Annotated in this window: 31 protein-coding genes; 20 read left to right on the top strand and 11 right to left on the bottom strand. The window is 43.6% G+C overall.

Going from position 1 to position 24,696, the window contains the following annotated elements; translation table 11 throughout:
• Positions 1–29: 29 nt before the first annotated feature.
• The 11 genes from B9A91_RS05610 to B9A91_RS05560 all read left to right on the top strand — a co-directional run bounded on the left by B9A91_RS05610 (position 30) and on the right by B9A91_RS05560 (position 8,351).
• Positions 30–1,529, top strand: coding sequence for a TetR/AcrR family transcriptional regulator (locus B9A91_RS05610; protein WP_084237404.1), 1,500 nt, complete (start codon positions 30–32; stop codon positions 1,527–1,529).
• Positions 1,526–1,972, top strand: a complete 447-nt coding sequence (locus B9A91_RS05605; RefSeq protein WP_084237403.1) for a MauE/DoxX family redox-associated membrane protein — start codon at positions 1,526–1,528, stop codon at positions 1,970–1,972. The genes B9A91_RS05610 and B9A91_RS05605 overlap by 4 nt, the downstream gene beginning before the upstream one ends.
• A gap of 153 nt (positions 1,973–2,125) precedes the next feature.
• Entirely contained in the window at positions 2,126–2,392 is a 267-nt protein-coding gene (locus B9A91_RS05600; protein ID WP_084237402.1) for a hypothetical protein, read from the top strand.
• A 53-nt stretch (positions 2,393–2,445) separates the two neighbouring features.
• On the top strand, positions 2,446–3,282 hold the full coding sequence (locus B9A91_RS05595) for a hypothetical protein (protein WP_084237401.1): 837 nt from the start codon (positions 2,446–2,448) through the stop codon (positions 3,280–3,282).
• 76 nt (positions 3,283–3,358) lie between these two features.
• Positions 3,359–3,718: a hypothetical protein gene (locus tag B9A91_RS05590; protein ID WP_084236749.1), complete on the top strand. Its 360-nt coding sequence runs from the start codon at positions 3,359–3,361 to the stop codon at positions 3,716–3,718.
• Between the two features lie 114 nt (positions 3,719–3,832).
• Positions 3,833–4,477: a DUF6266 family protein gene (locus B9A91_RS05585; RefSeq protein WP_084237400.1), complete on the top strand. Its 645-nt coding sequence runs from the start codon at positions 3,833–3,835 to the stop codon at positions 4,475–4,477.
• Between the two features lie 214 nt (positions 4,478–4,691).
• Positions 4,692–5,072, top strand: coding sequence for a hypothetical protein (locus B9A91_RS05580; RefSeq protein WP_144008866.1), 381 nt, complete (start codon positions 4,692–4,694; stop codon positions 5,070–5,072).
• The gene (locus tag B9A91_RS05575; RefSeq protein WP_235012464.1) at positions 5,012–5,605 is read left to right on the top strand and encodes a C40 family peptidase; all 594 of its coding nucleotides are present in this window, start codon (positions 5,012–5,014) and stop codon (positions 5,603–5,605) included. Before B9A91_RS05580 ends, B9A91_RS05575 begins: the two co-directional genes overlap by 61 nt.
• A gap of 102 nt (positions 5,606–5,707) precedes the next feature.
• The gene (locus tag B9A91_RS05570; protein WP_084239592.1) at positions 5,708–6,382 is read left to right on the top strand and encodes a DUF6266 family protein; all 675 of its coding nucleotides are present in this window, start codon (positions 5,708–5,710) and stop codon (positions 6,380–6,382) included.
• A gap of 91 nt (positions 6,383–6,473) precedes the next feature.
• Positions 6,474–6,908 carry a class I SAM-dependent methyltransferase gene (locus B9A91_RS05565; protein ID WP_084237398.1) on the top strand — a complete coding sequence of 145 codons (435 nt, stop codon included), beginning with the start codon at positions 6,474–6,476 and terminating at the stop codon, positions 6,906–6,908.
• 105 nt (positions 6,909–7,013) lie between these two features.
• The gene (locus B9A91_RS05560; protein ID WP_084237397.1) at positions 7,014–8,351 is read left to right on the top strand and encodes a PAS domain-containing protein; all 1,338 of its coding nucleotides are present in this window, start codon (positions 7,014–7,016) and stop codon (positions 8,349–8,351) included.
• A 9-nt stretch (positions 8,352–8,360) separates the two neighbouring features.
• Here the strand turns inward: B9A91_RS05560 and B9A91_RS24575 are convergent, their stop codons facing one another.
• Genes B9A91_RS24575 through B9A91_RS05545 form a run of 3 tightly spaced genes read right to left on the bottom strand, consistent with a single transcriptional unit; the run spans position 8,361 to position 9,401 of the window.
• The gene (locus tag B9A91_RS24575; RefSeq protein ID WP_394334666.1) at positions 8,361–8,549 is read right to left on the bottom strand and encodes a VOC family protein; all 189 of its coding nucleotides are present in this window, start codon (positions 8,547–8,549) and stop codon (positions 8,361–8,363) included.
• A gap of 20 nt (positions 8,550–8,569) precedes the next feature.
• Positions 8,570–8,965 carry an acyl-CoA thioesterase gene (locus B9A91_RS05550; RefSeq protein ID WP_084237396.1) on the bottom strand — a complete coding sequence of 132 codons (396 nt, stop codon included), beginning with the start codon at positions 8,963–8,965 and terminating at the stop codon, positions 8,570–8,572.
• Positions 8,966–8,975: 10 nt separating this feature from the next.
• The gene (locus B9A91_RS05545; protein WP_084237395.1) at positions 8,976–9,401 is read right to left on the bottom strand and encodes an acyl-CoA thioesterase; all 426 of its coding nucleotides are present in this window, start codon (positions 9,399–9,401) and stop codon (positions 8,976–8,978) included.
• A gap of 122 nt (positions 9,402–9,523) precedes the next feature.
• On the opposite strand from B9A91_RS05545, the gene B9A91_RS05540 reads away from it, so the two are divergent.
• The gene (locus B9A91_RS05540; protein ID WP_084237394.1) at positions 9,524–10,570 is read left to right on the top strand and encodes a sensor histidine kinase; all 1,047 of its coding nucleotides are present in this window, start codon (positions 9,524–9,526) and stop codon (positions 10,568–10,570) included.
• Positions 10,567–11,283, top strand: coding sequence for a LytR/AlgR family response regulator transcription factor (locus B9A91_RS05535; RefSeq protein ID WP_084237393.1), 717 nt, complete (start codon positions 10,567–10,569; stop codon positions 11,281–11,283). Before B9A91_RS05540 ends, B9A91_RS05535 begins: the two co-directional genes overlap by 4 nt.
• Before the next feature lie 19 nt (positions 11,284–11,302).
• Here the strand turns inward: B9A91_RS05535 and B9A91_RS05530 are convergent, their stop codons facing one another.
• On the bottom strand, positions 11,303–12,217 hold the full coding sequence (locus B9A91_RS05530) for a DUF6268 family outer membrane beta-barrel protein (RefSeq protein WP_084237392.1): 915 nt from the start codon (positions 12,215–12,217) through the stop codon (positions 11,303–11,305).
• Positions 12,218–12,445: 228 nt separating this feature from the next.
• Here B9A91_RS05530 and B9A91_RS05525 point away from each other — a divergent pair, with 228 nt between their 5' ends.
• The 3 genes from B9A91_RS05525 to B9A91_RS05515 all read left to right on the top strand — a co-directional run bounded on the left by B9A91_RS05525 (position 12,446) and on the right by B9A91_RS05515 (position 14,338).
• Positions 12,446–13,036 (top strand): hypothetical protein, encoded by a 591-nt coding sequence (locus B9A91_RS05525; RefSeq protein ID WP_144008864.1) that lies wholly within the window; start codon positions 12,446–12,448, stop codon positions 13,034–13,036.
• A 73-nt stretch (positions 13,037–13,109) separates the two neighbouring features.
• A complete protein-coding gene (locus B9A91_RS05520; protein WP_084237390.1) occupies positions 13,110–13,607 on the top strand; it encodes a cupin domain-containing protein in 498 nt (165 codons plus the stop codon).
• Positions 13,607–14,338, top strand: coding sequence for an acyl-CoA desaturase (locus B9A91_RS05515; protein WP_084237389.1), 732 nt, complete (start codon positions 13,607–13,609; stop codon positions 14,336–14,338). Before B9A91_RS05520 ends, B9A91_RS05515 begins: the two co-directional genes overlap by 1 nt.
• 12 nt (positions 14,339–14,350) lie before the next feature.
• On the opposite strand, the gene B9A91_RS05510 is transcribed toward B9A91_RS05515, so the two are convergent.
• Positions 14,351–14,797, bottom strand: a complete 447-nt coding sequence (locus tag B9A91_RS05510) for a GNAT family N-acetyltransferase (RefSeq protein WP_084237388.1) — start codon at positions 14,795–14,797, stop codon at positions 14,351–14,353.
• Positions 14,798–14,885: 88 nt separating this feature from the next.
• Here B9A91_RS05510 and pdxR point away from each other — a divergent pair, with 88 nt between their 5' ends.
• Positions 14,886–16,343 carry a MocR-like pyridoxine biosynthesis transcription factor PdxR gene (gene pdxR, locus B9A91_RS05505; RefSeq protein ID WP_084237387.1) on the top strand — a complete coding sequence of 486 codons (1,458 nt, stop codon included), beginning with the start codon at positions 14,886–14,888 and terminating at the stop codon, positions 16,341–16,343.
• Positions 16,344–16,391: 48 nt separating this feature from the next.
• Here pdxR and B9A91_RS05500 read toward each other — a convergent pair whose 3' ends face one another.
• The 4 genes from B9A91_RS05500 to B9A91_RS05485 form a co-directional block, all read right to left on the bottom strand.
• Positions 16,392–16,814, bottom strand: a complete 423-nt coding sequence (locus B9A91_RS05500; RefSeq protein WP_084237386.1) for an SH3 domain-containing protein — start codon at positions 16,812–16,814, stop codon at positions 16,392–16,394.
• Positions 16,815–16,831: 17 nt separating this feature from the next.
• Positions 16,832–17,320, bottom strand: coding sequence for a BON domain-containing protein (locus tag B9A91_RS05495; protein ID WP_159451647.1), 489 nt, complete (start codon positions 17,318–17,320; stop codon positions 16,832–16,834).
• A gap of 128 nt (positions 17,321–17,448) precedes the next feature.
• Complete coding sequence (locus B9A91_RS05490) at positions 17,449–17,826, bottom strand: hypothetical protein (protein WP_084237384.1); 378 nt, start codon at positions 17,824–17,826, stop codon at positions 17,449–17,451.
• Positions 17,827–17,931: 105 nt separating this feature from the next.
• Positions 17,932–18,159: a hypothetical protein gene (locus B9A91_RS05485; protein WP_084239591.1), complete on the bottom strand. Its 228-nt coding sequence runs from the start codon at positions 18,157–18,159 to the stop codon at positions 17,932–17,934.
• A gap of 197 nt (positions 18,160–18,356) precedes the next feature.
• Between B9A91_RS05485 and B9A91_RS05480 the strand changes: the two genes are divergently transcribed.
• The gene (locus B9A91_RS05480) at positions 18,357–18,809 is read left to right on the top strand and encodes a VOC family protein (protein WP_084237383.1); all 453 of its coding nucleotides are present in this window, start codon (positions 18,357–18,359) and stop codon (positions 18,807–18,809) included.
• Between the two features lie 213 nt (positions 18,810–19,022).
• On the top strand, positions 19,023–19,883 hold the full coding sequence (locus B9A91_RS05475) for an OmpA family protein (RefSeq protein ID WP_084237382.1): 861 nt from the start codon (positions 19,023–19,025) through the stop codon (positions 19,881–19,883).
• A gap of 32 nt (positions 19,884–19,915) precedes the next feature.
• On the opposite strand, the gene B9A91_RS05470 is transcribed toward B9A91_RS05475, so the two are convergent.
• Positions 19,916–21,229 (bottom strand): DEAD/DEAH box helicase, encoded by a 1,314-nt coding sequence (locus B9A91_RS05470; protein ID WP_084237381.1) that lies wholly within the window; start codon positions 21,227–21,229, stop codon positions 19,916–19,918.
• 85 nt (positions 21,230–21,314) lie between these two features.
• Positions 21,315–22,691: an MFS transporter gene (locus tag B9A91_RS05465; protein WP_084239590.1), complete on the bottom strand. Its 1,377-nt coding sequence runs from the start codon at positions 22,689–22,691 to the stop codon at positions 21,315–21,317.
• 91 nt (positions 22,692–22,782) lie between these two features.
• Between B9A91_RS05465 and B9A91_RS05460 the strand changes: the two genes are divergently transcribed.
• Positions 22,783–24,696 (top strand): DNA topoisomerase IV subunit B, encoded by a 1,914-nt coding sequence (locus B9A91_RS05460; RefSeq protein ID WP_084237380.1) that lies wholly within the window; start codon positions 22,783–22,785, stop codon positions 24,694–24,696.

The following is a 24,696-nucleotide window of genomic DNA, read 5'->3' as shown; positions in this document are numbered from 1 at the left end:
GCGCATGTAAAGCTTTAGCTGGTTAGCAAATGGGAAAGAAAAGAAACCGTGAAGAAAAAATGGAGCTGATATTAAAGGCTGTAGGTACAGTTTTAAGGGACAAGGGGTATGCCGGGCTGGATGTAAGTACCATAGCCACGCAGGCCGGGGTACACCGTAAGGCCATATATTATTACTTTAAAACCCTGCACAACCTGCTTAAGCTGTTTATAGAACGCGAAGATTACTGGACCCTGTTTTTTGAAAAATACCAGCTGCAGGGCCAGCCCGCCGAAAAGCAGGTACAGGATACCTTTATAGAAATGATGCAGAACAACCTGAAGTATTTTACAGACCAGGAAGACATGCAGGAGATCATTTTATGGCAAATGAGCAAGCTGGATCCGCTAACGCGCCGCATATCCGAGAAAAGGGAAGAGCAGGGAGCGCCCCTGCTAAACATGACCGACCCTTACTTTGCCCAGAGCAGTTACAGCTTTAGGGCGCTGATAGCCATAATACTAAGCTCTACCTATTACCTGGGCATACATGCCAGTAAAAACAAAAGCAGTGTAGCCAGCATAGACCTGAACCAGCAGGAAGATTGGTGGCTGATACACAAAACCTACGGGCAGCTGATAGAACTGGTATGGCAGGCAGCAGCCCGTGAAGCGTGTGAAACACAGGAAGAAACCGAACCCGAACTAAATATGAATTACGCTTTCGAAAAATTAAGGAACCTGGCTGCCGCAATAGCACTAAGACCCCCCGCCGATGACAACAGCACCGCAGTGAATGCGGCGCTGGAAACTGAATGCCAGAACCTGGATATGGTTATGGCGCAGCACCTGCTGAAACTGAAAAGCAAAACGCGCATTAAAACCTACCTGTACATTAATTTGCATACGCTGGTTTCGGTATGTGACAGCCTGTACGACCCTTTACGAAAACACAACCCCGATGCCCATACCGTGCTGAATTTGCTGGACAAGGTACGGCAGCAACTGAACGGCTACATACCAGACGATTTGATTGTACCGCGCATTTTTCGGGATAGCAAGAACAAGGTATTTCAACGACAGCTGGGTATTTTGAAGGCTAAACTGAATGCGGTAAAGCTAAATGATGCACTGGTAAAACTTCTGCTAAAACCCTACCTGCGCTTTGGCGACCCGAAATTGCGTATGGAATGGGGCGATTTTAAGTACCTGCGTAAGTTTAACAAACGGATGCAGCTGTGTATAGAAGAGCCTGATGTAAACGAAGAGCTGGTTTTAAATGCTTTGCTGGGCCTTGGCTTTAACGATACGCCTTTTATACACTATTGTTTTCAGCAAATGCGCAGTAAGATTGCCGTAGCAGAAAACATTGGCGGCAGGGAAGAGCTGCTGATGAAATACAGGGCCGCAATTAAACAGGTAGTGCAGCTTACTAAAATGCGGTTCGACAACTATAAACGGCCGGTGGTGGATGAACTGATTAAATGGGTTGATGCTGAACTGGAAGTGTTGGCCAGGAAAAAAGGGAGTGTTTTAAGAAAAACTATATGAAAACAAAAAGAAAGAAATTGCTTATTGAAATGATTTGCTGGGCGTATTTTATACTGTTTGTATACGCTGCTTTTAGCAAGTTGTTTGAAATTGACAAGTTTGAGCTTACGATGAAAAAAGTTGCCATGTTAACGTCTTATGCAGGTTTTTTGGCCTGGGCAGTACCAGTGGTTGAAATTGTGCTGGCTTTGGCCTTGGTATTGAATAACGGCAGGCTGCGGTTTTTGGGTTTGTTTAGCTCCTTTAGCTTAATGAGCATGTTTACCACCTATATAGTAATTGTACTTTATTTTTTGCCGGATGTAATTTGTGGTTGTGGTGCTGCTATAGAAGCGCTGGGATGGGGCTGGCATTTGGTATTGAATATATTCTTCCTGGTCCTGGCTATTGCAGGGCTCGTTTTACAAACACAAAATAACCGTTCTCATCACAGGCTGGAATAAATTACTTTTTCTCGGGGAAAAAGTAAATGAATCCTATGCCTGCTCTGAGAAGGTAATTTTGTTCGACATAAAAATATTCAATTGCGCAACGAATCAGGAAATGCCGAACACCTGTAAATATAGTAGGCAATTACATTTAAAATTTAATAAAATATGAAAAAAGCAATTTTTGTTGCTACGGCCTTTGTGCTGATAGCAAGTGGGGTCTATGCGTCCCAAAATTTAACAGCAGCAGCTCCCAAAGCGGAGAATGTGTACACTTATTACCTGGAAAATGACTGCGATAATCCTATTTCCTGCAGCCCGGAATATACCGGCCCGGTATGCAGCGAGCTGTTTGAAGGTTCAATTGTGTACAATGCCCCGGGCTGTGAACCCGTGCATCAAACTACCAGCATCATTGGTAGAAAACAACCATAATTAACCTTTTGGGGAGGTACAATGGGGGCCTCCCCATATTAAAACTTAAACTAATGAAATCACTTTACATTACTATAGCACTGGTATTTACCTTAAGCGTTACCGCTGTGGCCACCCTTTACTTTTTACAGCCCGGCCCGGCAAAGAACGGTTTTGACCGCGGGCATATGTATAGCGTAAAAAAGCTGAACGAGCAGCAGCTGCGCTACAATTACTGGTACATTACCTGGCTGGGCGAAGGCCGGGTTTACCTGGGCAATTACAAGGCCACACTGAACCTTTTTAGCTGCAACTACCATTTGCAGGACACCCTATACCAGAAGCTGGGCTTTGCAGATGGCAGCAGGCTTAGGCTGGAAAGCCTGAAAAGCCAGATTGTGGCCAAGCTAAACCCAAAGGAGGACAGCTTTAGCCGCGACGGCTATGTAACATTGGATGAAACCACCGGAAGGATGGTTTACACCTATTACTACAAAAATGCTTTTGTGTACCTGGACAGCAGCCTGAACGTTTTGCATACAGGACAGTTGATAGATACCAACAGCGTAGCCAAAATAGAGGTTGCTGAAGTTAAGGACGGCAGGTATTGGATGCGTACGGTAAGCGCCCCCGCTGTTGTGGTAAATAAGCGGGGCTATACAGATGGCCGCTTGTTTTATAACCATGCAGCCTTAGCTGGCGATAATGAAAGCTTAAAGGCCTTTGATGCACGGGAAGTAATTGATGTTTATCTGTTATCTGGTGGTTATAGCCACAGCATTTATTTACCGAAATATCCCGGCAGAAAGCTTACAGATTTTGTTGTACGCGGAAATACCCTGATTGCGCTTTATGAAAAGGTGCTGGTTAGTTACCAGCTAACAGGAAAGGAGGTGAGGCAGGCAAGATAATCTGCTTTTAACTTAGGTTAAAAGAGAAGGCCCGCAAAAGTGCAGGGCCTTTATCCAGACTTACGATGGTAATTAAATGCGTAAGGATGATGCACTGGTAATGAACATTTACCGGATGAATGACCGCCGGGGTTGCCTGGTAATGGTTGTAAAGGGCAAGCCCTTGAAAATATTGAATATAACAGAGCCCCTGCATTTTGTAGGCTGGATGAAACAGCTGAGCATAGCTATAGATACCGGGGCCGACCAGAACTGTAAGTACCACCTGAAATGCCTGGACACCGCAGAGCGGGTTTTGAAATGCAGATTTGTGCAAGCGATGGTTGGTTTGGATTTGTGTTTTAAACAGCAGGCCCGAATGAAATGGGAAGGTAGCGCTCGGGAGTTTGCCGCTGCGGTAGACAGGATGATAGCGCGGCTGCCAAAGTTTTATTAGATCGTTCGTTTCACTCTGGATGACAAACTGTGCGCTGAATGACATAGCTGCTATCGTTGCTAACCACAGCTAAAAAAGGTTGCAAACGTCGATAAACCCATAAAATTTATAACGATGGGAAAATACAAAAAAGGCATCCTCGGCCCGTTTAGAGGAAAAGTCGGCACGGTTGTAGGATCGAGCTGGCAGGGTGAATACTATCTGAAAAGTGTTCCTGATTTTGGGGATTACACCCCCACTGAAGCACAGCTGAACGTAAGGTTTAAGCTGGCCATGGTTACCACATTTTTGAAGCGGCTTAAACCGCTGATCAATGTAGGTTACCAGCAATTCAACCAGGGCATAACGCCCATGAACGCAGCAACTTCTTATCATTTGAAGAATGCAGTTACCGGAACAAGTTCTATGGATTACGCCATTGACTACACCAAGGTGATGTTTAGCGAGGGTGATTTGCCTGAAGCAGTACACCCACTGGTGGCAGTTACGCTTGCGGCCAGGCTTGATTTTAGCTGGACTGATGATTCTTTACCTGCCAGTTCCGGTGGTACAGACAGGGCAACAGTGATGGCCTATAATGTAGATAAGGATAAGTTTACGATGCTGCCATCGGCTGCTGCAAGATCAGCTGAAGCTTATGTATTGCAGCTGCCGCCCGATTGGAGTGGTGATACCGTGCATACGTGGATTTCTTTTGTAAATGCGCTTGGAAAAGAAGTTTCCAATAGCAACTACATTGGGGAGTTTACGGTTCTTTAATTTGGGAAATTTAGCATGGACTCTTCTGCGGCTGCACAATCGCGCTGAAGGAGCGCGAAGACGCTAGGCCGCTTCAGAGCACGCAAAATTTCTGCTCAAAGAACAATCGGTATGTCCATGAGAGGGCATTGGCTGGGTTGCGAATGAAATGAGCTTCGCAGGCGCAGCCCTTGACGGACTACCGGTTGTTATCATTCATTTAAAAAAGAAAAAAATGAAAACTATAGATATTAAACATTGGGGTATGACCCTTATAGGCTTTTTAAACGAAGCCAAGAAGGAACATCGGCTATTTGTATTGCTGATGCTGATATGGGGCGGGATAACCAGCTTTTTGGACAGCCCGGAAATGACTACCGGGATAAACCAGAGTGTACCGTTAATGGTGGTGCTAAGCCTGGTTACATTTTTACTGCTGCTGGAATTAAGCTGGTGGCTTTTCATGAGGTTTTGGCTGAGAATGGGACTGCCGGGAATGGACAGGATGGTTTTACACTTTGACGATTTACAGGTATGGCAAAAGCTAGCATTTTTATGGGCATCGTTTTGTTTGGTGCTATTGGTGGGCTTGGGATGTGTGGTAGCGGTGGTGTAGGAGATCCCTCCGAAGTCGGGATGACAAAGGGAGTTGGGATGACAAAGGGAGGCGAGCCCCTCTCTGTCGCGAGCGACATCTCTCCCCAGAGGGGCGAGAGAGGCAGGGTGCTTAGCATTGCAAGAGCAGAGGTTGGGGTAAGAGAACTGACCGGGCGAAATGATGGTAAAAGAATAGCAGAGTACCTGCTATACACCGGAATTAAAGTTCCGGCGGCTTATTGCGCCAGTTATATCTCCTGGTGTTTTGGAAAAGCTGGTTATGATCGGCCCCGGACGGCATGGAGCCCTGCCATGTTTCCGGCATCAAGGATAGTAAAAGAGCCTAAGCCTGCGGATGTGTTTGGGGTATGGTTTCCGGAACTGGGGCGCATTGCGCATGTTGGTTTGGTAGCTGAGATTAAAGGAGATTGGCTGGTCTCATACGAGGCTAACAGCAACAACAGCGGAAGCAGAAATGGTGATGGCGTTTATGCCCGCATGAGACACAAACGAACAGTATATAAATATGCAGATTGGGTTTCAGGGCAATGAAGGCATATCCATGAGGTAACATTGGCGGGGTTGCGCAGCTTCTCAGGCGCAGTTACCGATGGATTGCCGAAGCCGCCAATTAAAAATCAAAAAACAAATATTATGGCAAGATATAAAAACGGAATAAATGGACCGGTATCCGGTAAAATTGGCAATGTGGTGGGTGGGAGCTGGCGTGGAATTGATTATTTGCGCAGCTTGCCCGATACCAGTAACAAGACTTTTTCTGAAAAACAGAAGAACCAGCATTTTTTAATGGGTTTGGTGAGCAGCTGGTTAAAACCTTTAAAGCTTATTGTAGAAAAAGGTTACCAGGCCATTATGAGTGGCAAAACACCGATGAATGCCTGTGTGTCTTATCATATGAAAAATGCAGTTGAGGGCAATTCGCCCCTGGAATATATGATTGATTTTGCGAAAGTAATACTGAGCAGAGGGGAATTGCTGATTCCGCTGATCAGGGAGGTACTGAGCCTTATTGATGCCGTATTGCACATTAAGTGGGAGAACGCCAGTGCATCAATTTTTAACAATGAAGACGATAAGGCCACCATTGTAGTATATAATCCTGCTAAAAAGGCTTTTGTGAGTTTTGAAGATGTGGCGCAACGTGCAGATAAAGAAGTTATGCTGCGGCTGCCGGCAGGGTATGCAGGCGATACCGTGCATTGCTGGCAGCATTTTGTGAATGCCAATGGCAATATGGTAAGTACAAGTGTTTATTTGGGGGAGCTTTTGGTTGTTGGGCAGGGGAGCGCCGGGCCGATTTTTAAATAGCCTCTGTTTCACTTTCATTTGTGTTTTAATTATTTACATTTTATGATAACTTTAATTAAAGTAATCCTCTGATCTGTAGTAATTGTAACACATGAACAAAAAATTATCTAAACGACTTGCCGATATTGTTGATGCATTGCCTTTGAAAGAAAATATCAGGGTTTTGGAAATCGGTTGTGGCCCAGGTGCTATGGCCAGGGAAATTTCAGGGCGAATTGGTAACGGCTATATTCTAGGCATAGACCGCTCGGCAAAAGCGATCGAGCAGGCAATAGCAGGCTCGCAAACTGAAATGGAAACAGGGAAACTCTTCTTTAGACAAGCTGCCGTAGAAAAATTTGAGCTTGAACCTAACGAAGGATTATTCGATATTGCCGTTGCAATAAGGGTTGGGGCATTGGATGGACGACACCCTCAAATTGAAGATCAATCGTTGACAAATATTGCAAAAGCATTGAAGAAGGGTGGAAAATTATTTATTGATGGTGGAAATCCCTTAAGGGAAATACCACTTGACCCATTTTGATTTGTGTTCGTCATTCTAGAATATTAAAACAGACTGTGGTAAACTTGCAAAGTTGTTGAATTAATACTAAATTTCGTTCAACAAATTATATTGCGCGATCAAAGAATGGAAAGTACTGGTTTTTATAATTTATTTGAGAAGTCGCCCCTTCCAATGTGGGTGTTTGATATACAGACCTTACTTTTTTTGGATGTAAACATTGCTGCCGTCGAAAACTATGGTTATTCAAAATCCGAGTTTTTGACCATGAGCATTAGCGATATCAGGCCTGCTGATGAGATTGACGCCGTGAAAAACATTGTAGAGCATAATGCAAAGACTGGTAAATTTTTTAAAAATATTTTCCGGCATGTTAAAAAGAACGGCGATCTGATATTTGTTGAAATAGAAAGTAACCTGATTGAGTTTAAAGGCAGGCAGGCCAGGATAGTGCTGGCCCAGGACATATCTGAAAAATTAATTGCAGAGCAGCAGCTGGCACTTAGTGAACAACGCTTTAAAGCCTTGGTGCAGGAAGGGTCTGAGCTTATTGCCATCGTTGACATTGACCTGAATTATAAATATGTAAGCCCAACCTCGCGAAGGATACTTGGAATAGACCCACATATATTTATCGGGCAGAATGCACTGCAATATATCCACAAAGATGATGTTCAGACCGTGGTTGCAGAAGCTGGGGGGTTGAATTTAAAGCCTCAGGTTAAGTTTTCGCCTTTCAGGTTCCGTCATGGTAATGGAGAGTGGAGATGGATTGAAACCTGTGCAACCAATTTGACGGAGGACCTTTCCGTTCAGGGGATTGTATGCAATTCCAGCGACATCACCGATAGGATTGAAAGCCAAAAGCAGATCATGGAAAATGTAGAGCGGTACAATATTGTTGCGCGCGCCACTCGTGATGTAATCTGGGATTATGATCTTCGGAACCAGAAGATTACATGGAACAGGGGCATAAGTGGGATTTTGAAGTACAAATCTATTGGCCACATAACAGATGCCCATTGGTGGGAAAACAACATTCATCCCGAAGACCGCGGGCAAGTGGTGGCCTCGATTAACAGGCATATCATGCGAGGCGCTAAACTCTGGACGGAAGAATATCGATTTTTATGCGGTGACGGTGAGTACCGGTATATGATGGACAGGGGCTATGTGGGGTTTGATCAAACCGGGAAACCTTACCGGATGATTGGTGCGATGCAGGACATCACCCAGAACAAAATGCAGATGAAGGCCATAGAGGAACAGAATAAAAAACTGAAGGAGATAGCCTGGCTGCAGTCGCATGCCGTACGCGCACCGCTCACTAAAATCATGTCACTTGCAGAGTTGTTACAGTACAGCTGCAAAGACGAAGAAACTAAGGTTTTATTGAAATATCTGTCTGAATCTTCAGCAGAACTGGATGAAGTAATTGCCAACATCTCAAAAAACGCCGGATGAACAGCCTTATCAAACATTGTTTTTATGGTCGAAGTTGTTTAAGGGTTTTAAGGAAAAATAATTTCCAGAATCATCTTTAAACAATGCTTCTGTTCCATCGGACTCTTTGGACGGGGGCTTTATAAATTCGACACCTTTGGCTTTCAACTCTTCATAGATGGCAAATAAAAATGCTTTTTTTCTCGTTTCTCCCGGCAAGTAACAATATCCGGCCGGCTTTAGCTGAAATTAAGCGTGTCAAAAATATCGCCCCTGTTTAACTTACCATTGATCTGGCCAATCACATCGACTTTTGCTTTCAGGCATAGGGCATTGTCGGAAAGCCTGAAAATGTCCTGGTAAAATACCAGTTTCAATCCCTGTCTTTCAGTTCTTAGTTTTACAGTAAACCTGTCGCCACTGGTAAGGGATCTTTTAAAGTCCATTTCTATTCTGGAAACCATGAGCAAAATACCTTTGTCTGTCAGTTCTTTAAACGATACAGATTTGGTAGCCAGGTATTCATGCCGGGCATGCTCCAGGTACGACTGGTAGACGGCATTGTTAACGATACCTTGCAGATCGCATTCATAATCCCTTACTTTTAGTTCAATTTCAAAAAGATAGTCTGGCATGATTGTACAATTACAGGTATTCGAAGTCTTCGGTTTTAGGGAAACGCTCCAATCCGCTAAGAATAGCTTCCGGTACTGGCCTGGCTATTTTCCGCCTGAGGGTGTCTATCCAACTGCCTTCAACCTGTATGGTGGCGTGAAGCTGGTTTTCGTCTGAAAGGAATTCGTGCCTGATGACCCATCGTGAACCATCTTTGCGCATCCTCAGTAATTTGGTAACGATGTGTACTTTTGAGTTCAGGTGGATTTCCCTTCTGAATTCGCATTGCTCTTTAAAAAGGACAGGCCCGATATGGGTTTCCTGCAACAAACCAATGGTGATGCCATACTGGTGCAGGATCTCTATCCTTTCCTGAGCAGCAAGATCGTAATAGCTGCTGTGACGCAGATGAAAATTGGGGTCCAGGTCTGACCACCTTAGGCTGAGGTTCTTCATTAGAACAAATATACAACCATCTGTCAATCCATAGCTGCACTTTGTCAAATTGTTTCTTTTGCCGCGGGTAAATTTGTTTTTTTTGATTGTACTTTTATTGCGTTAATGAATTGACCTGTCTGATGAAAACATTTGCACTAAAAAAACGCTGGCTGATTGCTGGTATATTCTGGTTATTGCTGGGACTTACGTTCTGGTCGCAGGTGATGCGCGACTATCCACATTTGCCAACGCTTTATACTGTTTGTCTGATTATATTGAGTTCTATGGTTTGCGCCCATTTGCTTAGCGATGTATTGCTTCCAAGGGCCATAGCAAATGGCGGTATGCGTTTTTTTGTCGTTAGTTTTGTCTTGGTAACGCTGTTTGTGGCATTTATTCTTGCTGGTGGCACGGTGGGGCTTTACTGGTTTTTTGTGCATGGTTCTGCTTACGACAATGCTGCTTTAATGAGGGATAATGGTATATTCTGGGTTAAACTGACAGGTACGCTTCCGCTGGCTATCCTGATTAACGGCGCTGCCTGCGGCCTGACTTTTTACCGTGAACATGAGAAAATTGAAAAGAACCATGCGTTGCTGCAGCAGGCTCACCTGGAATCACAGCTGCGTTTGTTGCAGGATCAGATTAATCCGCACCTGATGTTCAATGTGTTGAACCATATCCATATTCTGATGCAAAAAAATGTGGGCCTGGCTGGCACCTTGCTAATCAAATTTTCTGATATCCTGAGGTACCAGCTATATGAATGCAATAGCGAGTCCGTAGGACTTGAACGCGAAGTTAAATACCTGAAAGATCTGGTAGACATAGAAAAAATACGATGGGGCGGGGAGTTGCAGGTAGATTGCTGCTGGAACGTTAATGATGGACGCATGCAGATAGCACCGCTTTTGCTGGTGCCTTTTGTAGAAAATGCATTTAAGCATGTGTCTCGTCTTCCTTCAAAAAAAGGTTTCGTAAACCTGAATTTACAGCAGCTTGGGAAGGAACTTGTTTTTGTGATAGAAAATTCCAGCTCTGCTCAACAGCCCAGAAAGCACAATAACCATGGTCTGGGATTAGAGAATGTTAGAAAAAGGCTTGAACTTTTGTACCCAGCTTCACATGAGTTGAACATAGAGAAAACAATTGAGTTGTTTAGTGTAAAACTTAACATAGAATTATGAACTTACAATGTCTGGTTATTGATGATGAGCCCCTGGCAAGGGAAGGGATCATTGATTTTTGCGCACAACTTGATTTTTTAAAGGTTGCCGGATCCTGTGGCACCGCCCTGGAAGCTGCTGAATATATACAAAAGGGGAATATAGATTTGCTGTTCCTGGATATCAATATGCCATATCTTTCGGGTCTTGAATTTTTGGAGTCTATGGAACATGCACCACTTACGATTTTGACAACGGCCTATTCCGAGCACGCGTTGGAAGGTTACCGCTTACAAATTGTAGATTATTTACTGAAACCAATTGCTTTTAAACGTTTTTATCAGGCAGCTTTAAAAGCCCGGCAACTCCACCTGGCTACAGCAAGCGTTAAATTACCGCAGCCGGTTGATACCTTTTTATACATCCGGCAGGGAGATGGTTTTAAAAAGATCTCCTGGGTTGATATCCTGTTCATTGAGGGGATGCAGAATTATGCAAAGCTATATTTTAAAGACAGGGAGTTGGTTATCCATCAAACCATGATCTCATTGGAAGCATCCTTGCCGGCCGATAACTTTTTCAGGATCCATAAGTCATACCTCATCAATATTGCGCATATCGATTCAGTTTCAGGGGGAAGGGTTTTTATCAATGGAAATGAGCTTCCTATATCCAGGAACCGCAGAGAAGAGCTGTTAAAGGAAGTAGTATATACCAAGCTGCTTAGCCGTTAAACAGCCTGGTAATGATGGTTTATTTTTTACTGAAGTCCCATTTAAGGCCAACAGATCCGTAAAAAGTAGTGGTAAACCTTGGATCGGCCTCATCCTTGAATTTAAAGAAGTCTTTCAGTTTTCTACTGGTTGTCGAAAACGACCTGGCCAGGGTTGTTCCGCCGGTGAGTTGAAGACTTAACGATCTGCCGAGTTTAACTTCAGGACGTAAGCCCGCAATAATCTGCTGATAGCCCAGTAAAAACGACCTGTTGTCAATATTTCTTTCGGCAGTCATACCGCTTAGTTCTACCACTGTGTTTAACCGGACTGAAGGTGTCATTTGCATGCCAAATGTTATGCCTTCCGGAAAATTAACACGAAGCTGGTATTTGCCACGGGTAACCCAGTTGAAATAAATTCCGGGGAGTACCATTGGTACACCAAAAGTGTTGGTCACGACCGGACCAAAGCCAAAAGCTGTTCTGGGGTTAAAGTGTTTAATAAATAAAATCCCGCCCTGGGCCAGGATGTCATCCTTATTGATTTCTTCGGTATCCGTAAATATCCCTACAGAGGCCATTGTCAATATAGACCAGGTTTTACCCAATGGACGCATGTTTACCAGTCCAATTTGGGCGTTCAGCATTTTTGTTGGAAATAGTGTTTCCTCATAATTTCGATTGGTCATTTTTGCATAGGAACCTTCGGTGGTTATGGTCCACATTTTTGGTCTGCCTGTTGTATCCACTTTAAAGGAAAGGGGAAGGTTAAAACCGAGTTGTATGCGTTTGAAATCGCTGGTAGATCCTGTTTTAACGCTGTCTGCTGGTCTTACGTAGTTGGAAAAAGGTACGTATTCCGTTTTAAGATGACCCGAAAAACCTGTTTGCGCCCTTGTTGTGATGCCGAATCCTAACCCCGCCAGGAGCAGATAATAATTTAAAGTCTTCATGTGCTATTGTTGTGATTTATAATCTCTGCGAAGAAAGGATGAAGCTGACTTTTAAATAAAATTAATTGACCAGTTGCAGGGATGTTTTGACAAAAGGCATCTTTATTTTTCCTTTTGTATTATGGCCAGGTACCGTTTTCGAGAAACTTCTGGTCAGGTTGCCGCCCAATAGATTTTGTAAAGTCGTGCGATGTAATTAACTTCAATGTCATTATTAACGGAAAGAATTTGGAAGATGCGATTAAGGGGCTTGTGCCCCATGTGCTGAGCTTTATTGTAAGCGAATTTTGTAAGTATGGTTTTTTACTTGCATATGAGAAGGATTTGTCTGATTTGAAGGGGCTTATTGAACCGGATTCCCTTGCCGCTGAAGATTTTGAACTGCTGGAAGCTGTTGACGATGAGGTGGTGCAATTGCTGCTTAGGTCTATTGATAAAGTGATCAACTGTTCAAAAACCTTCTTCCTGATCAATAACCTTGATGAACTTGAGGTGATGGAAAATGAGGAATACAATCAGCTGGCTTCTGATAACTATTATATCTACATTATTGATTGGGAAAATAAAGATTACGACGATGTGCTCGTGAACCTCAATGCGGTTTACTTTACCATAGCCAGGCTCCTGTACCACACTGCTACCCAGTTAAGAACGGGACAGATTGAACTTCCGGATGAGTTTTACGATGATGAGTTCCTGGATAAATATACTGAACTGCTAAACCAAAGCCTGCAGGCAAATGATAAAAATGTAGACCTGCTGTATGATCTTATCGCAGATTTAAATACCGACCTGCTGGATATCGACAAAATATCTTAATTTTTTTCAATTGTATTCATGAATGCCCAAGCATTTTATCTAAGTTTGGGGATTAGAAAATACTGAAAATAAAATGTCAGATCAAAAAAAAGAAATATTCGATAGTGTAGCACAGCGTTTAAAAATTGAAGGTTTTAATGTTGTTAACCGTGATGAGACCCGCCCATGGGGAGGTTTTTTTGTAATAGATGAAAATCAGGCACAGCAGTTTGCAAATGTATATTTTGATAAACTGAACATAGATGACCTGAAGATTTCGGGTAAACTGAGCCCTAAAATTTTAATTGTTGCACCAAATACCAGGCTTTCATGGCAATATCACCACCGTCGTGCAGAAATCTGGAGAGTGGTAAACGGAACGGTTGGGGTAAGCAGAAGCGACAATGATGAGCAGGGACCTGTAGAGCAGTTTTCGCCAGGGCAAACCATCAAATTGAAGCAAGGGGAACGCCACCGCCTGATCGGTCTTGACGATTGGGGCATTGTTTCGGAAATATGGCAGCATACCGACCTGGAGAACCCATCAGATGAGAGCGATATTGTTAGGGTTCAGGACGATTTCGGAAGATAATGATCATACTAGCCTTTTTTCTTTTACACTGGTTCCTTTCCCTGTTTTCACAAACTTTCTTCCTGCACCGTTATGCTTCGCATAAGATGTTTAAAATGAATACGTTCTGGGAGAAATTTTTTTACATTTTAACTTTTTTGTCGCAGGGTTCGTCTTTTTTGAACCCACGTGCATATGCTATTTTGCACCGCATGCACCATGCTTTCAGCGACACGGAAAAAGATCCGCACTCGCCCCATTTTGTAAAAGATGTATGGGGCATGATGATACAGACAAAGAATATATATTTGAACTACTCAAAGTATAATCTTGAGCCTGAAGAGCAGTTCAGGGATAAATATCCTTCCTGGCCTTTGATCGATAAGATTGGGGATTCCTGGTATACAAGGATCGTCTTTATCAGTTTTTATGTATGGTTCTATGTTACCTTTGCCACCGCATGGTGGATGTTTCTGCTGTTGCCCATCCATTTTTTAATGGGGCCTATACATGGCGCCATTGTGAACTGGTGCGGTCATAAATACGGTTATTCCAATCATGACAACAACGATCACAGCAAAAATTCACTGCCATTTGATTTTCTGATGTTGGGAGAACTGTTTCAGAACAATCACCATAAAAAACCAAATAACCCAAATTTTGCTACCCGCTGGTTTGAATTTGATCCGACCTATCCTTTAATGAAGCTGATGCACTGGATGCGGATCATTACGATCAGGAAAACGAATTAGGGCAATACTGCCCTAATTCCACCAATAATAGTAATTGTGCAAACCGTCGTGTTCAAAACCGCAACGTGGATATAGCTTGTTCCCAACATCGTTTGTTTTTTCGGTTTCAAGCATCAAACCACAAGCCCCTGTTTCATTACACCATTGTTTGCTGCGGTCTATTAAAGCTACCGAAAGCCCTTTGCCCCTGTAATCGGGGTGAACAAATAAATCGCTCAACAGCCATTGTTTTTCAAGCTTAATGTAATGATAAAGCTTGTACAATTGAACAAATCCGACTGCCTGGTCTCCAGCATATACCAGGAAGATATGCGATTGCTCATTGTTTAACCGTTCCTGTATAAATTTTTTGCACTTTTCGTAATCATCTGCCTGGCGATAAAAGACCCGGTACAGATTGAACAATTCTGATGTTCTTTCTAAGTCTTCCAGACCGGCTTTTCTGATTTTGTAATTCATAACTTTAAATTATTTGAGTGATGGCGCAAATTTATTTTTTAATAGGACTACCTTTGTGGTCCAGTTCAGATATAAAAGGTAGTCCAGCATGTTTCCTTATCAACAGGTCATACGTATTAATAGAGAAAGTAAAATTCCTGTTTACAGGCAAATTGCCATTTCGGTGAGCGATGCAATCAGGAATGGTACTTTGAAAGCCGGAATGCATTTGCCTGGCAGCCGTGAATTGGCTAAAATGCTAAGTATGCATCGCAAGACCGTTACCGCAGCTTATCAGGAACTGGATGCACAGGGATGGATTAGAATTGTTCCGAGAAAACAGGTTGCCGTTTCTGAGGATATTCCTTTGTTTAAACCTCAAAAATGGAGCGAACCCGGCATACGGGCCAGTTATGAAAATGATCTGGATGTCCCATTCCGGATTATGGAAGAGGACCTGACGGATGAAAATCCGGTTTCCTATTCCGATGTTATCATAGATGACGGCCACCCGGATGTACGGTTATCGCCAATTGATGACTTGCTGAAAACTTATCGTTTCCTCGCCTCCAGAAAATACACAATTAAAAGTGCCCATATAGGAACAACTCAGGGAACGCTGAAACTAAGAGAAGAATTGGCTAATTATCTGTCTGTAACCAGAGCGTTGAATATTTCGGTTGATAACCTGCTGATTACACACGGTGCGCAAATGAGTATCTATCTGGCTGCTCAGCTGCTTTTAAGTGCTTCGTCTATTATTATTGTGGGCAAACCTGGTTATGCTGCTGCAAATGCGGCTTTTGGGCAAGCCGGCGCTAAAATGATGGAGGTAAATGTAGACGAAAAAGGGATAGATACCGCTGCCATTGAGCGTATATGTAAGCAGAAAAAAATTGATGCAGTATATGTTATACCACATCACCATTACCCGACCACCGCAACGCTGGCTGTAGAAAGGAGGGTCAAGTTACTGGAGCTTTCCCGGCAATTCTCATTTGTCATTATTGAGGATGACTACGACTACGAGTATCACTATACATCCGCTCCTTACCTGCCTCTGGCAAGTGGCAGCCACAATGGAAACGTGATTTATATCGGTTCCTTTTCCAAGATGCTGGATCCTTCTTTGCGGATGGGTTTTATGGTTGCCCCGAAAAATTTTATTCAACAAGGTGCCGCTTTGAGAAGAATAGTAGATGTTGGCGGAGATGGTTATATGCAGAATGCGCTGGCCACCTTGATCAAAGAAGGAGCGCTTAAAAGGCATCTGAAAAAAGCAAAGAAGCGTTACCATCAACGCAGGGATTTTTTGGATACACTAATGAAAGAAGAATTAAATGAATACGTTTCCTATACGATGCCTACAGGTGGAATGGCAATCTGGATAAAACTAAAGGCCGGTTTTCCTATTGCAGGACTTGCAGTAAATAGTCAGATTAAAATTCTCCGATGGGATAAGGAAGAAAATGCATTCCGGTTTGGTTTTGCATCTATGGATGAAAAAGAACTGAGGCAGGTTGTTGAGACATTGAAAGACGGGCTGCAAAAGATGAAGAATAGATAACAGTTAACAAATAAGGGTTCTTTTCTGAAAAGAACCCTTATTTGTTGTTTAGGCCAGCGGAGTGAGATATTGTGTAAAGGAATACCCTTCTTCTCCCTGGTCAGTCCTGATCAGCCACCATTGATCGCTGGCCTTGCTAACCAGGGTTACCACTTCGTTCCGGGCTGCTTTTCCAACAATGTCATCATTGGTGCTTGGCCCTTTGCGGATGTTTAAATTGGAGCTGTTGGTGGTTACTTTTAGTTTGGTACCTTCAGTAACACCAGCCACGCTGTTGATGTTCATCACCAGGTCGCCCGATGCATAGTTCGGGTCAAGGCGTTCGTAGGTATCCCATAGCTGCTGTTTTACGGTGCCAGTAGTTGCACCATCTATATACAGTACACCATCTTGCTCGCGTACATTTAAATCAGAAACGCCTGCAGTATTGGCTGCGTCTATCAGTTCTTTATATTTTTCTTGTAAAGCCATTTTTATTCCTCCCCTGATTATTTAATTACCAATTGCGTGTTGTCTACTTTTTTAGGTTTTAAAGCCTGCAGCATCATCATTAGTTTCTGAAGATTAGCTTTCTGGATTTCTCCTTTTAAGGTAATTACCCCTTCTGATACTGTAGCGGCAACTGTAGGAAAGTCTTTGGTGGCATCTTTTACTGCTGCAGCTAAGGGATCATTCATTGTGATGGCCACAGGGGCCGGGGCGGCAACGGTTAGGTTGTTCGTTACCGATTTTACACCTGCAATGGCAGCCGCGGTTTTGCCCAGTTCTTCCTTGGCAGCTTCGGTCGCAACTTCGCCGCTAAGTGTGGCAACACCTTTGTCAACCGTTACAGTGGTGCCAGAAGCAGCAGGATTTCCCTGTATGGCCGTTTCTACAGCAGCTTTAACATCGGCGTCTTTTGGTTTGCTTTTACAGCCTGCGAATGCTGCGGCAATTACAGTAAAGGCCATCAGGATGGCCATTGTTCTGTTCATCATTTTTTTCATAGTCTCAGTAGAGTTTTTAAGCAATGTTAATTCATTGCCCTATACAAGTTATTAAAAAATAACCATAGGTTCTATTAAAAAATGATTAATAAATGGTGTTGGCCTAATGTAAAGGGATACTACAGGAAGATTATGCTGTTCCCGTTTAAATGCCGGGCGATGGCCTCCATAATATGGCCAGGTATCTCATCGCAATTCGTATTTTGGAGTGGGTATTGCACTGCAGGTTCTTTAGAAATGTAGACCCCTTTTTCGGTGCCGAACTTCAGGTAACCCAGGTCGAAGAAGCGTTCTTCAATCTCATGCGAGGCATCCATAGCCTTGAATTGGAGTTCTTTTACATCCAGTGTTAGCTTATTGATCAATAGCCATTGATGGTGGTCCTGGATGTCGGTGAGCAAATCTGTGGCGTTTATTTCAATAATGCAGAGTTGCGGACTGTTCAGGAAATAAAGGCATTCAAAATTGATCATTGTCTTTTTTAAGAGGGTATCCATAGATTTTAGTTCAGACACCCTCAAAAATAGCGACAATGCCTGCCTCATGAAATGAACAATAGGCAGAAAGGCGATTTGGCCCGGCGAAAAGGAAGTTAGGATCGTTTACGCGTAAACAACCTCAAATCCCCCGTATAAGGCCATCTCGGCAGAATGATGAACAGTGAGCTTCAGTTTCATCCGCTCAATCAGTTCTTTTGCAAAAGTTATGCTGCGGTGCAGGTCGTTATTACCTCTGATCTCGATGCCCCTGGACAGCATTTTAAATTTGTTTGGTTCAAATTTCTCTATAAACTTTTGAAGGTCTGTGCTGTTGTTTGTAGTTTTTTGCATAAGTCTGATAATTTTAATGTTTGTATAATTCCGGAAGGCAGGCAATTGTTTAAAATAGATTTTAACATTCTGCTGGTTTTCCACAATTGTTTTGATGGGCTTTTGGAACAACATCTGGGCTTTGTTGTTATATATGCGAATTAATTGAGAAATTGAGCACTTGAAAATAATAGCGTAACATCTTAAAATATAAAACTATGGCAAAAAATAGCTTACTGCGAATGGACAATATGGGGATTGTTGTAGAATCCCTGGATGATGCCATCTCTTTTTTTTCAGAAATAGGATTGAAACTTGAAGGCCGTGCCATGATTGAAGGAGAATGGGCCGGCCAGGTTACCGGACTGGGCAACCAGCGCGTAGAAATTGCCATGATGGTTACCCCGGACGGCCACAGCAGGCTCGAACTTTCGAAATTTCTGGATCCGCCTACGGTTTCGGACCACCGGAATGCTCCGGTAAACGCCCTGGGTTATCTACGCGTGATGTTTACGGTAGAGGATATTGATGAACTGGTATCCAGACTCATCAAACGAGGCGCTCAGCTTGTTGGGGAAGTGGTACAGTATCAGGATTCTTACAAGCTCTGCTACATACGTGGAACCGAGGGGCTGCTGGTTGGCCTGGCAGAACAGTTGAAAAAAAATTAACATTTACCCGAACAATCTGAAGCAAGAGTTGTTTTAATGTAGAGAGCGTTAATTTAGATGGCGGTAAATGATTGAAAGATCATTTGCCGCTTTTTTTATTGGGTATTAGCTACTGTTTGATGATAGGCTGCCTATTGGACCAGCAAAACATTTTCGAAAGACAGGCGTTATAACAGCGATGCTTTCGCTATTGTTTATTTAAATTATTAAGTCATGAAATATTATCTTTTGATGGGTACACTTGCCCTGACGATATTGTTCCAGGGATGTGTAAGTAACAAAAAGTATAAGGAACTTGAAGCCAAATATGCCGATCTGCAGCAACGCGGGCGCGAACTGAACCAGAAATATCAGGGCAGCCAGCAGGATCTGTCAGGCTCTTCGGCCCGTGTAAAGAGCCTGGAAGAGCAGATTGCTGCCGAGCGTAAAAATGTTGCTGCACTACAAGCTGCGTTAGATAAATGTTTGTCATCTACCAAGCAGGGAAATGTAAATATTTCCAAGCTGGTTGATGAGATCAATTCATCTAATAAATACATCCAGCACCTGGTTAACACCAAAAATAAAAGTGATTCCCTGAATATGGTACTGACCAATAACCTTACCCGCTCTTTAAGCCGCGAAGAGTTAAGAGATGTGGATGTACAGGTACTAAAGGGGGTGGTATACATTTCCCTTTCAGACAATATGCTGTATAAATCGGGTAGCTATGAAATATTGCCCAAAGCTGGAGAGACCTTAAGCAAAATTGCAAAAATCATTAAAGATTACCGCGACTATGACGTTTTGATTGAAGGAAATACAGATAATGTGCCTATTTCTCAAACCAATATCCGTAACAACTGGGATTTGAGTGCTTTGAGGGCTTCATCAGTAGTTCAGTCCTTACAAAATACCTATGGTGTTGATCCGAAAAGATTAACCGCCGGTGGACGGGGTGAGTACAATCCTCTGGCAGGAAACGATACGGAGGCCGGAAAGGCAAAAAACCGGCGTACCCAGATTATCATTACACCTAAACTGGATCAGTTTATGGAGCTGATAGAAAAGGCGCCGGAGCCGAAAAAGGAATAAACACAAAGGCCCCGATGTTTTCGGGGCCTTTTTTATGACTTCTTGCCCCAGCGGCGGTTGCCGCCATAGGGTTTCTTTTTAGCACCACTTAAATTGGGCTGACGTTCTGTTTTGTCAGGACGGGGGCCTCTGTCGTTTCTTGCGCCACGCGATGGCTTTGATTTACCATTTGCTTTTGCAGCAGCAGCACCAGACATCAGGCTTTGCCAGCTCATGGCATAGGGATGATCTTCCGTTACCGGGAGTTTAAGTCCGATCAGTTTCTCGATATCATCTAAAAATTCTTTCTCTTCCGCATCGCAAAATGACAGTGCTGTTCCGCTTAAGCCTGCCCTGCCAGTACGGCCAATCCGGTGTACATAAGTTTCGGGGATGTTAGGCAATTCGTAATTGATCACGTGTGTCAACTCATCCACATCAATACCACGGGCCGCAATATCTGTAGCAACCAGGATACGTGTGGTTTTTGCTTTGAAATTGGTTAAAGCCCTTTGTCTGGCATTTTGCGATTTATTGCCATGGATGGCCTCTGCTTTGATGCCTGCTTTTACCAGGTCTTTCACAATACGGTCAGAGCCATGTTTGGTACGGGCAAATACCAGGGCAGTTTCGATGCTCTTGTCTTTTAAGATGTGCATCAGCAATCCTTTTTTATCGCTCTTTTCCACGTAAAAGATCTGCTGCTGGATTTTCTCGGCTGTAGAGGATACAGGGGTAACCTCAACCTTAACCGGATTGGTCAGGATGGTGTCTGCCAATGCCTGGATCTCTTTAGGCATGGTTGCAGAGAAAAACAGCGTTTGCCTTTTGGCGGGCAATTTTGCAATTACTTTTTTTACGTCGTGGATAAAGCCCATGTCCAGCATCCTGTCTGCCTCATCCAGCACAAAGATCTCGATGTCTCGGAGGTTAATAAAGCCCTGGTTCATCAGGTCCAATAGCCTGCCTGGGGTAGCTACCAGGATATCAACCCCTCTGTGCAGGGCATCTGTTTGCGCTTTTTGGCCTACACCGCCAAATATAACCAGGTGTTTTAAAGGCAGGTTTTTGCCGTAAGCTTTAAAGCTCTCTTCAATCTGTATGGCCAGTTCGCGTGTTGGTGTCAATACCAGGGCCTTAATTACTTTGTGGACCTTGGTATTGGTATGCGGTTTACTGAGCAGCTGCAGCATAGGAATAGCAAATGCGGCAGTTTTTCCTGTGCCTGTTTGGGCGCAGCCTAATAAATCCCTGTTCTGTAATATGGATGGTATAGATTGTTCTTGTATCGGGGTAGGCTGTGTATAGCCTTCTGTTTGCAGCGCATTTAAGATGGGCTCAATCAGGTTTAATTCTTTGAATAACAATGTATCTGTATTTTAATGTGTAATATATAAGGAACAAAAGAATATTGTTCCGGGCACAAAGGTACATATAAAATCGGGCTTTTGCTCAATCTGTTGCCGGATGTATAATTGGCTCTGTATTAGTGCTTTTGTTTTCCTTAAAACGGCTGAAAAAGAACAGTGCCAATATGCATAGAATAAAGCCAGCAACACCGTTCATGCGTAAGCCATAATCGCTGCCCGGGTCTTTACCATAAACAGTAAACATGGCAAATATGGCGATGCCTAAAGTCTGGCCCAGCTTTACAAACAGGTATTTTACGGCAAAGAACATCCCTTCATGGTTCTCCCCGGTTTCAACGGTGTCTTTCTCTGCAATATCGGCCAGAATGGCATTCGGTAAAATACCCAGAGATGCCAGGGGGAAAGAGGCGCAGATAACCAGGATGTACATTTGTGTGGCAGGCCTAAAAGGCAGGCGGCCCAGGAAATAAATGGTAACAAATATTAAGCTTAGAATGCCAAAAGCAATGAGTACCAGCGGCTTTTTGCCAAATCTTTTTGCAGCATAATTGATGAATGGGTAAAATACCAGGGAGAAGATCACCATGGTGCTCATGAATTTTCCACCATCTGAGCCTGGCAATCCAAGCAGCACCGTAACAAAGAAAAGCAGGCCGCTGGAAATGATGCTCAGCGCTATGTAAAAGGAAAAGTCGGAGATGAGGTAATACTTGAAGTTTGAATTCCTGAAGGTGTTTTTTATTGCCGGGAGCAGGGGGATATGCGTCGGTTTAACGTCGATAAACTCTTTCTCATTAATAAAAATAACAGGAAGGACCATCACCATTCCTGCAAAAACGCTGAGCCCCCAGATGGCATATTGCAAGGCCAGGCTACGGTTGGAGACCAGAAAAACCGCCTGTATGAGGTCTGCATAATTGTTGCAGAGCGCGGCCAGTACCATGCCCAAAACAAATCCTGCCTGCTGAAAGGTGGAAAGCTTTACTTTTTGGTCTGCACTATGGGTAAGTTCGGCCAGCAGGGCATTGTAAGGGATGATGTATGTAGTTACTGAAATAAAGAAAAACAACAGTGCCATGGCAAGCCACCAGGCATTGGCCATGCTCTCGGTTTTAGTAGCCGGGTAAAAAACCAGGCAGCAGGAGATTACTGCTGGTAAAATTGCGTACTTCATGATGGGGATGCGCCTGCCTTTCGGGTTCTTGCTGCTGTCACTTACAGAAGCGATAAAAGGGTCGTAAAGTGCATCAAACAAACGCCCCGAGGCTGCAATAATGGATAGGATATTGAAGGCCCCGAACACCAGTAGCTGGGGCACAAGGGGCGGCAGCCCGGAATTGTTGGGTGGCAGGTAAAAATACGGCAGCATGCCGATGATGATATTGGTCATGATGCTCCAGCCCATCATGCCGGCGGCATAGGCAAATTCTTTTTTCAGGGGCAATTGTTTTATGGGCATCTGGCAGTCTTGAAATGAATATGATTCATTTTGATGCTGAATATACATCAAAATGTATAAATTTGTATATCCACTCTACTCATATTACATCATGGCAGAACCGAATTATAACGAAGACAGTATACGCTCTCTTGACTGGAAAGAACACATCAGGTTACGTCCCGGTATGTATATCGGAAAACTGGGCGACGGTTCGGCACAGGATGATGGGATTTATGTATTGCTGAAAGAGATTGTAGACAACTCTATTGATGAGTTTGTAATGGGGTCGGGCCGTACCATTGAAATTACGGTTTCTGACCAAAAGGTAAATGTGCGCGATTACGGGCGGGGTATTCCATTAGGTAAGGTAATAGACTGTGTTTCCAAAATCAATACCGGGGGTAAATACGACAGTAAGGCCTTTCAGAAATCTGTAGGTTTAAATGGCGTGGGTACAAAGGCTGTAAACGCCCTTTCTACCAATTTTACCGTACAGTCTTACCGCGATGCCAAAACCAAAAAAGTAGAGTTTTCTAAAGGTGAAATAGTAACCGATCACCCGATAATTGACACTACCCAGCGCAATGGTACTGCCATTACTTTTTATCCGGATGAAACCATTTTCAGGAATTACCATTATATCCCTGATTTTGTAGAGAGCATGATCTGGAATTATGTGTTCCTGAACGCTGGCCTCACCATTAATTTTAACAATCAGAAGTATTTTTCTGAAAGAGGGCTATATGACCTGTTGCACAAGCATGCGGATGTAGAGAGCGTGCGCTATCCGATTATCCATCTGAAAGGGAATGATATCGAAATAGCCATGACACATGGACAGCAATACGGCGAAGATTATCACTCTTTTGTGAACGGACAGCATACTACGCAGGGGGGTACGCACCAGGCCGCATTCAGGGAGGCTGTGGTAAAAACCATACGCGAGTTTTATAAGAAAGAATACGATGCTTCAGACATCAGGTCTTCTATCATTGCGGCCATTTCGGTACGTGTGCAGGAACCTGTGTTTGAATCGCAGACCAAAACAAAGCTGGGTTCTCAGAATATGGGGCCAGACGGGCCATCGGTAAGGACTTTTATCAACGATTTCGTAAAGAAGGAACTTGACGATTACCTGCACAAGCACCCGGATGTTGCCGACGCCTTGTTAAAAAGAATACTTCAATCGGAACGGGAGCGTAAAGATATTGCCGGTATTAAGAAACTCGCCAATGACCGTGCAAAAAAAGCTTCACTGCACAACAAGAAGCTGAGGGATTGCAAAGTCCATTTCAACAGTACCCACGATAAAAGGTATGAGACGACTTTGTTCATCACCGAAGGAGACTCGGCCTCTGGCTCCATCACCAAATCACGTGATGTGGATTGCCAGGCCGTTTTTAGTCTTAAGGGCAAACCCTTAAACTGCTATGAGCTCACCAAAAAGGTGGTATATGAAAATGAAGAATTTAATCTTTTACAGCATGCGCTCAATATAGAAGACGGACTGGATGGATTGCACTATAACAATATTGTAATTGCCACGGATGCCGATGTAGACGGTATGCATATCCGCTTGCTGATGATGACCTTTTTCCTGCAGTTCTTTCCTGATCTGGTACGCGCAGGGCATGTTTACATCTTACAGACGCCGTTGTTTAGGGTGCGCAATAAGAAAGAGACCATTTACTGCTATAGCGATGAGGAACGTAAAAAGGCTATTGAAAAACTGGGCAGTAAACCTGAAATTACCCGCTTTAAAGGGCTGGGAGAGATTTCTCCGGATGAGTTCGGGCTTTTTATTGGTAAAGACATCAGGCTTGATCCTGTGATCCTTAAAGACCAGACCATTAAACACCTGCTGGAATACTATATGGGCAAAAACACACCCGACAGACAGCAGCACATTATTAAAAACCTTAGAATAGAGAAAGACGAAGTAAACCCTGAAGACCTGAAAGCCGTAGAAAGTGATGCCGCGGCCGGGGATGAGCCAGTTGGCGACAATCTGGATGTTGCTTAA

Source organism: Pedobacter africanus (genome assembly GCF_900176535.1).
Lineage (GTDB): Bacteria > Bacteroidota > Bacteroidia > Sphingobacteriales > Sphingobacteriaceae > Pedobacter > Pedobacter africanus.
The sequence above is the reverse complement of the archived record's forward strand: the minus strand, read 5'-3'. Positions and strand labels throughout refer to the sequence as shown.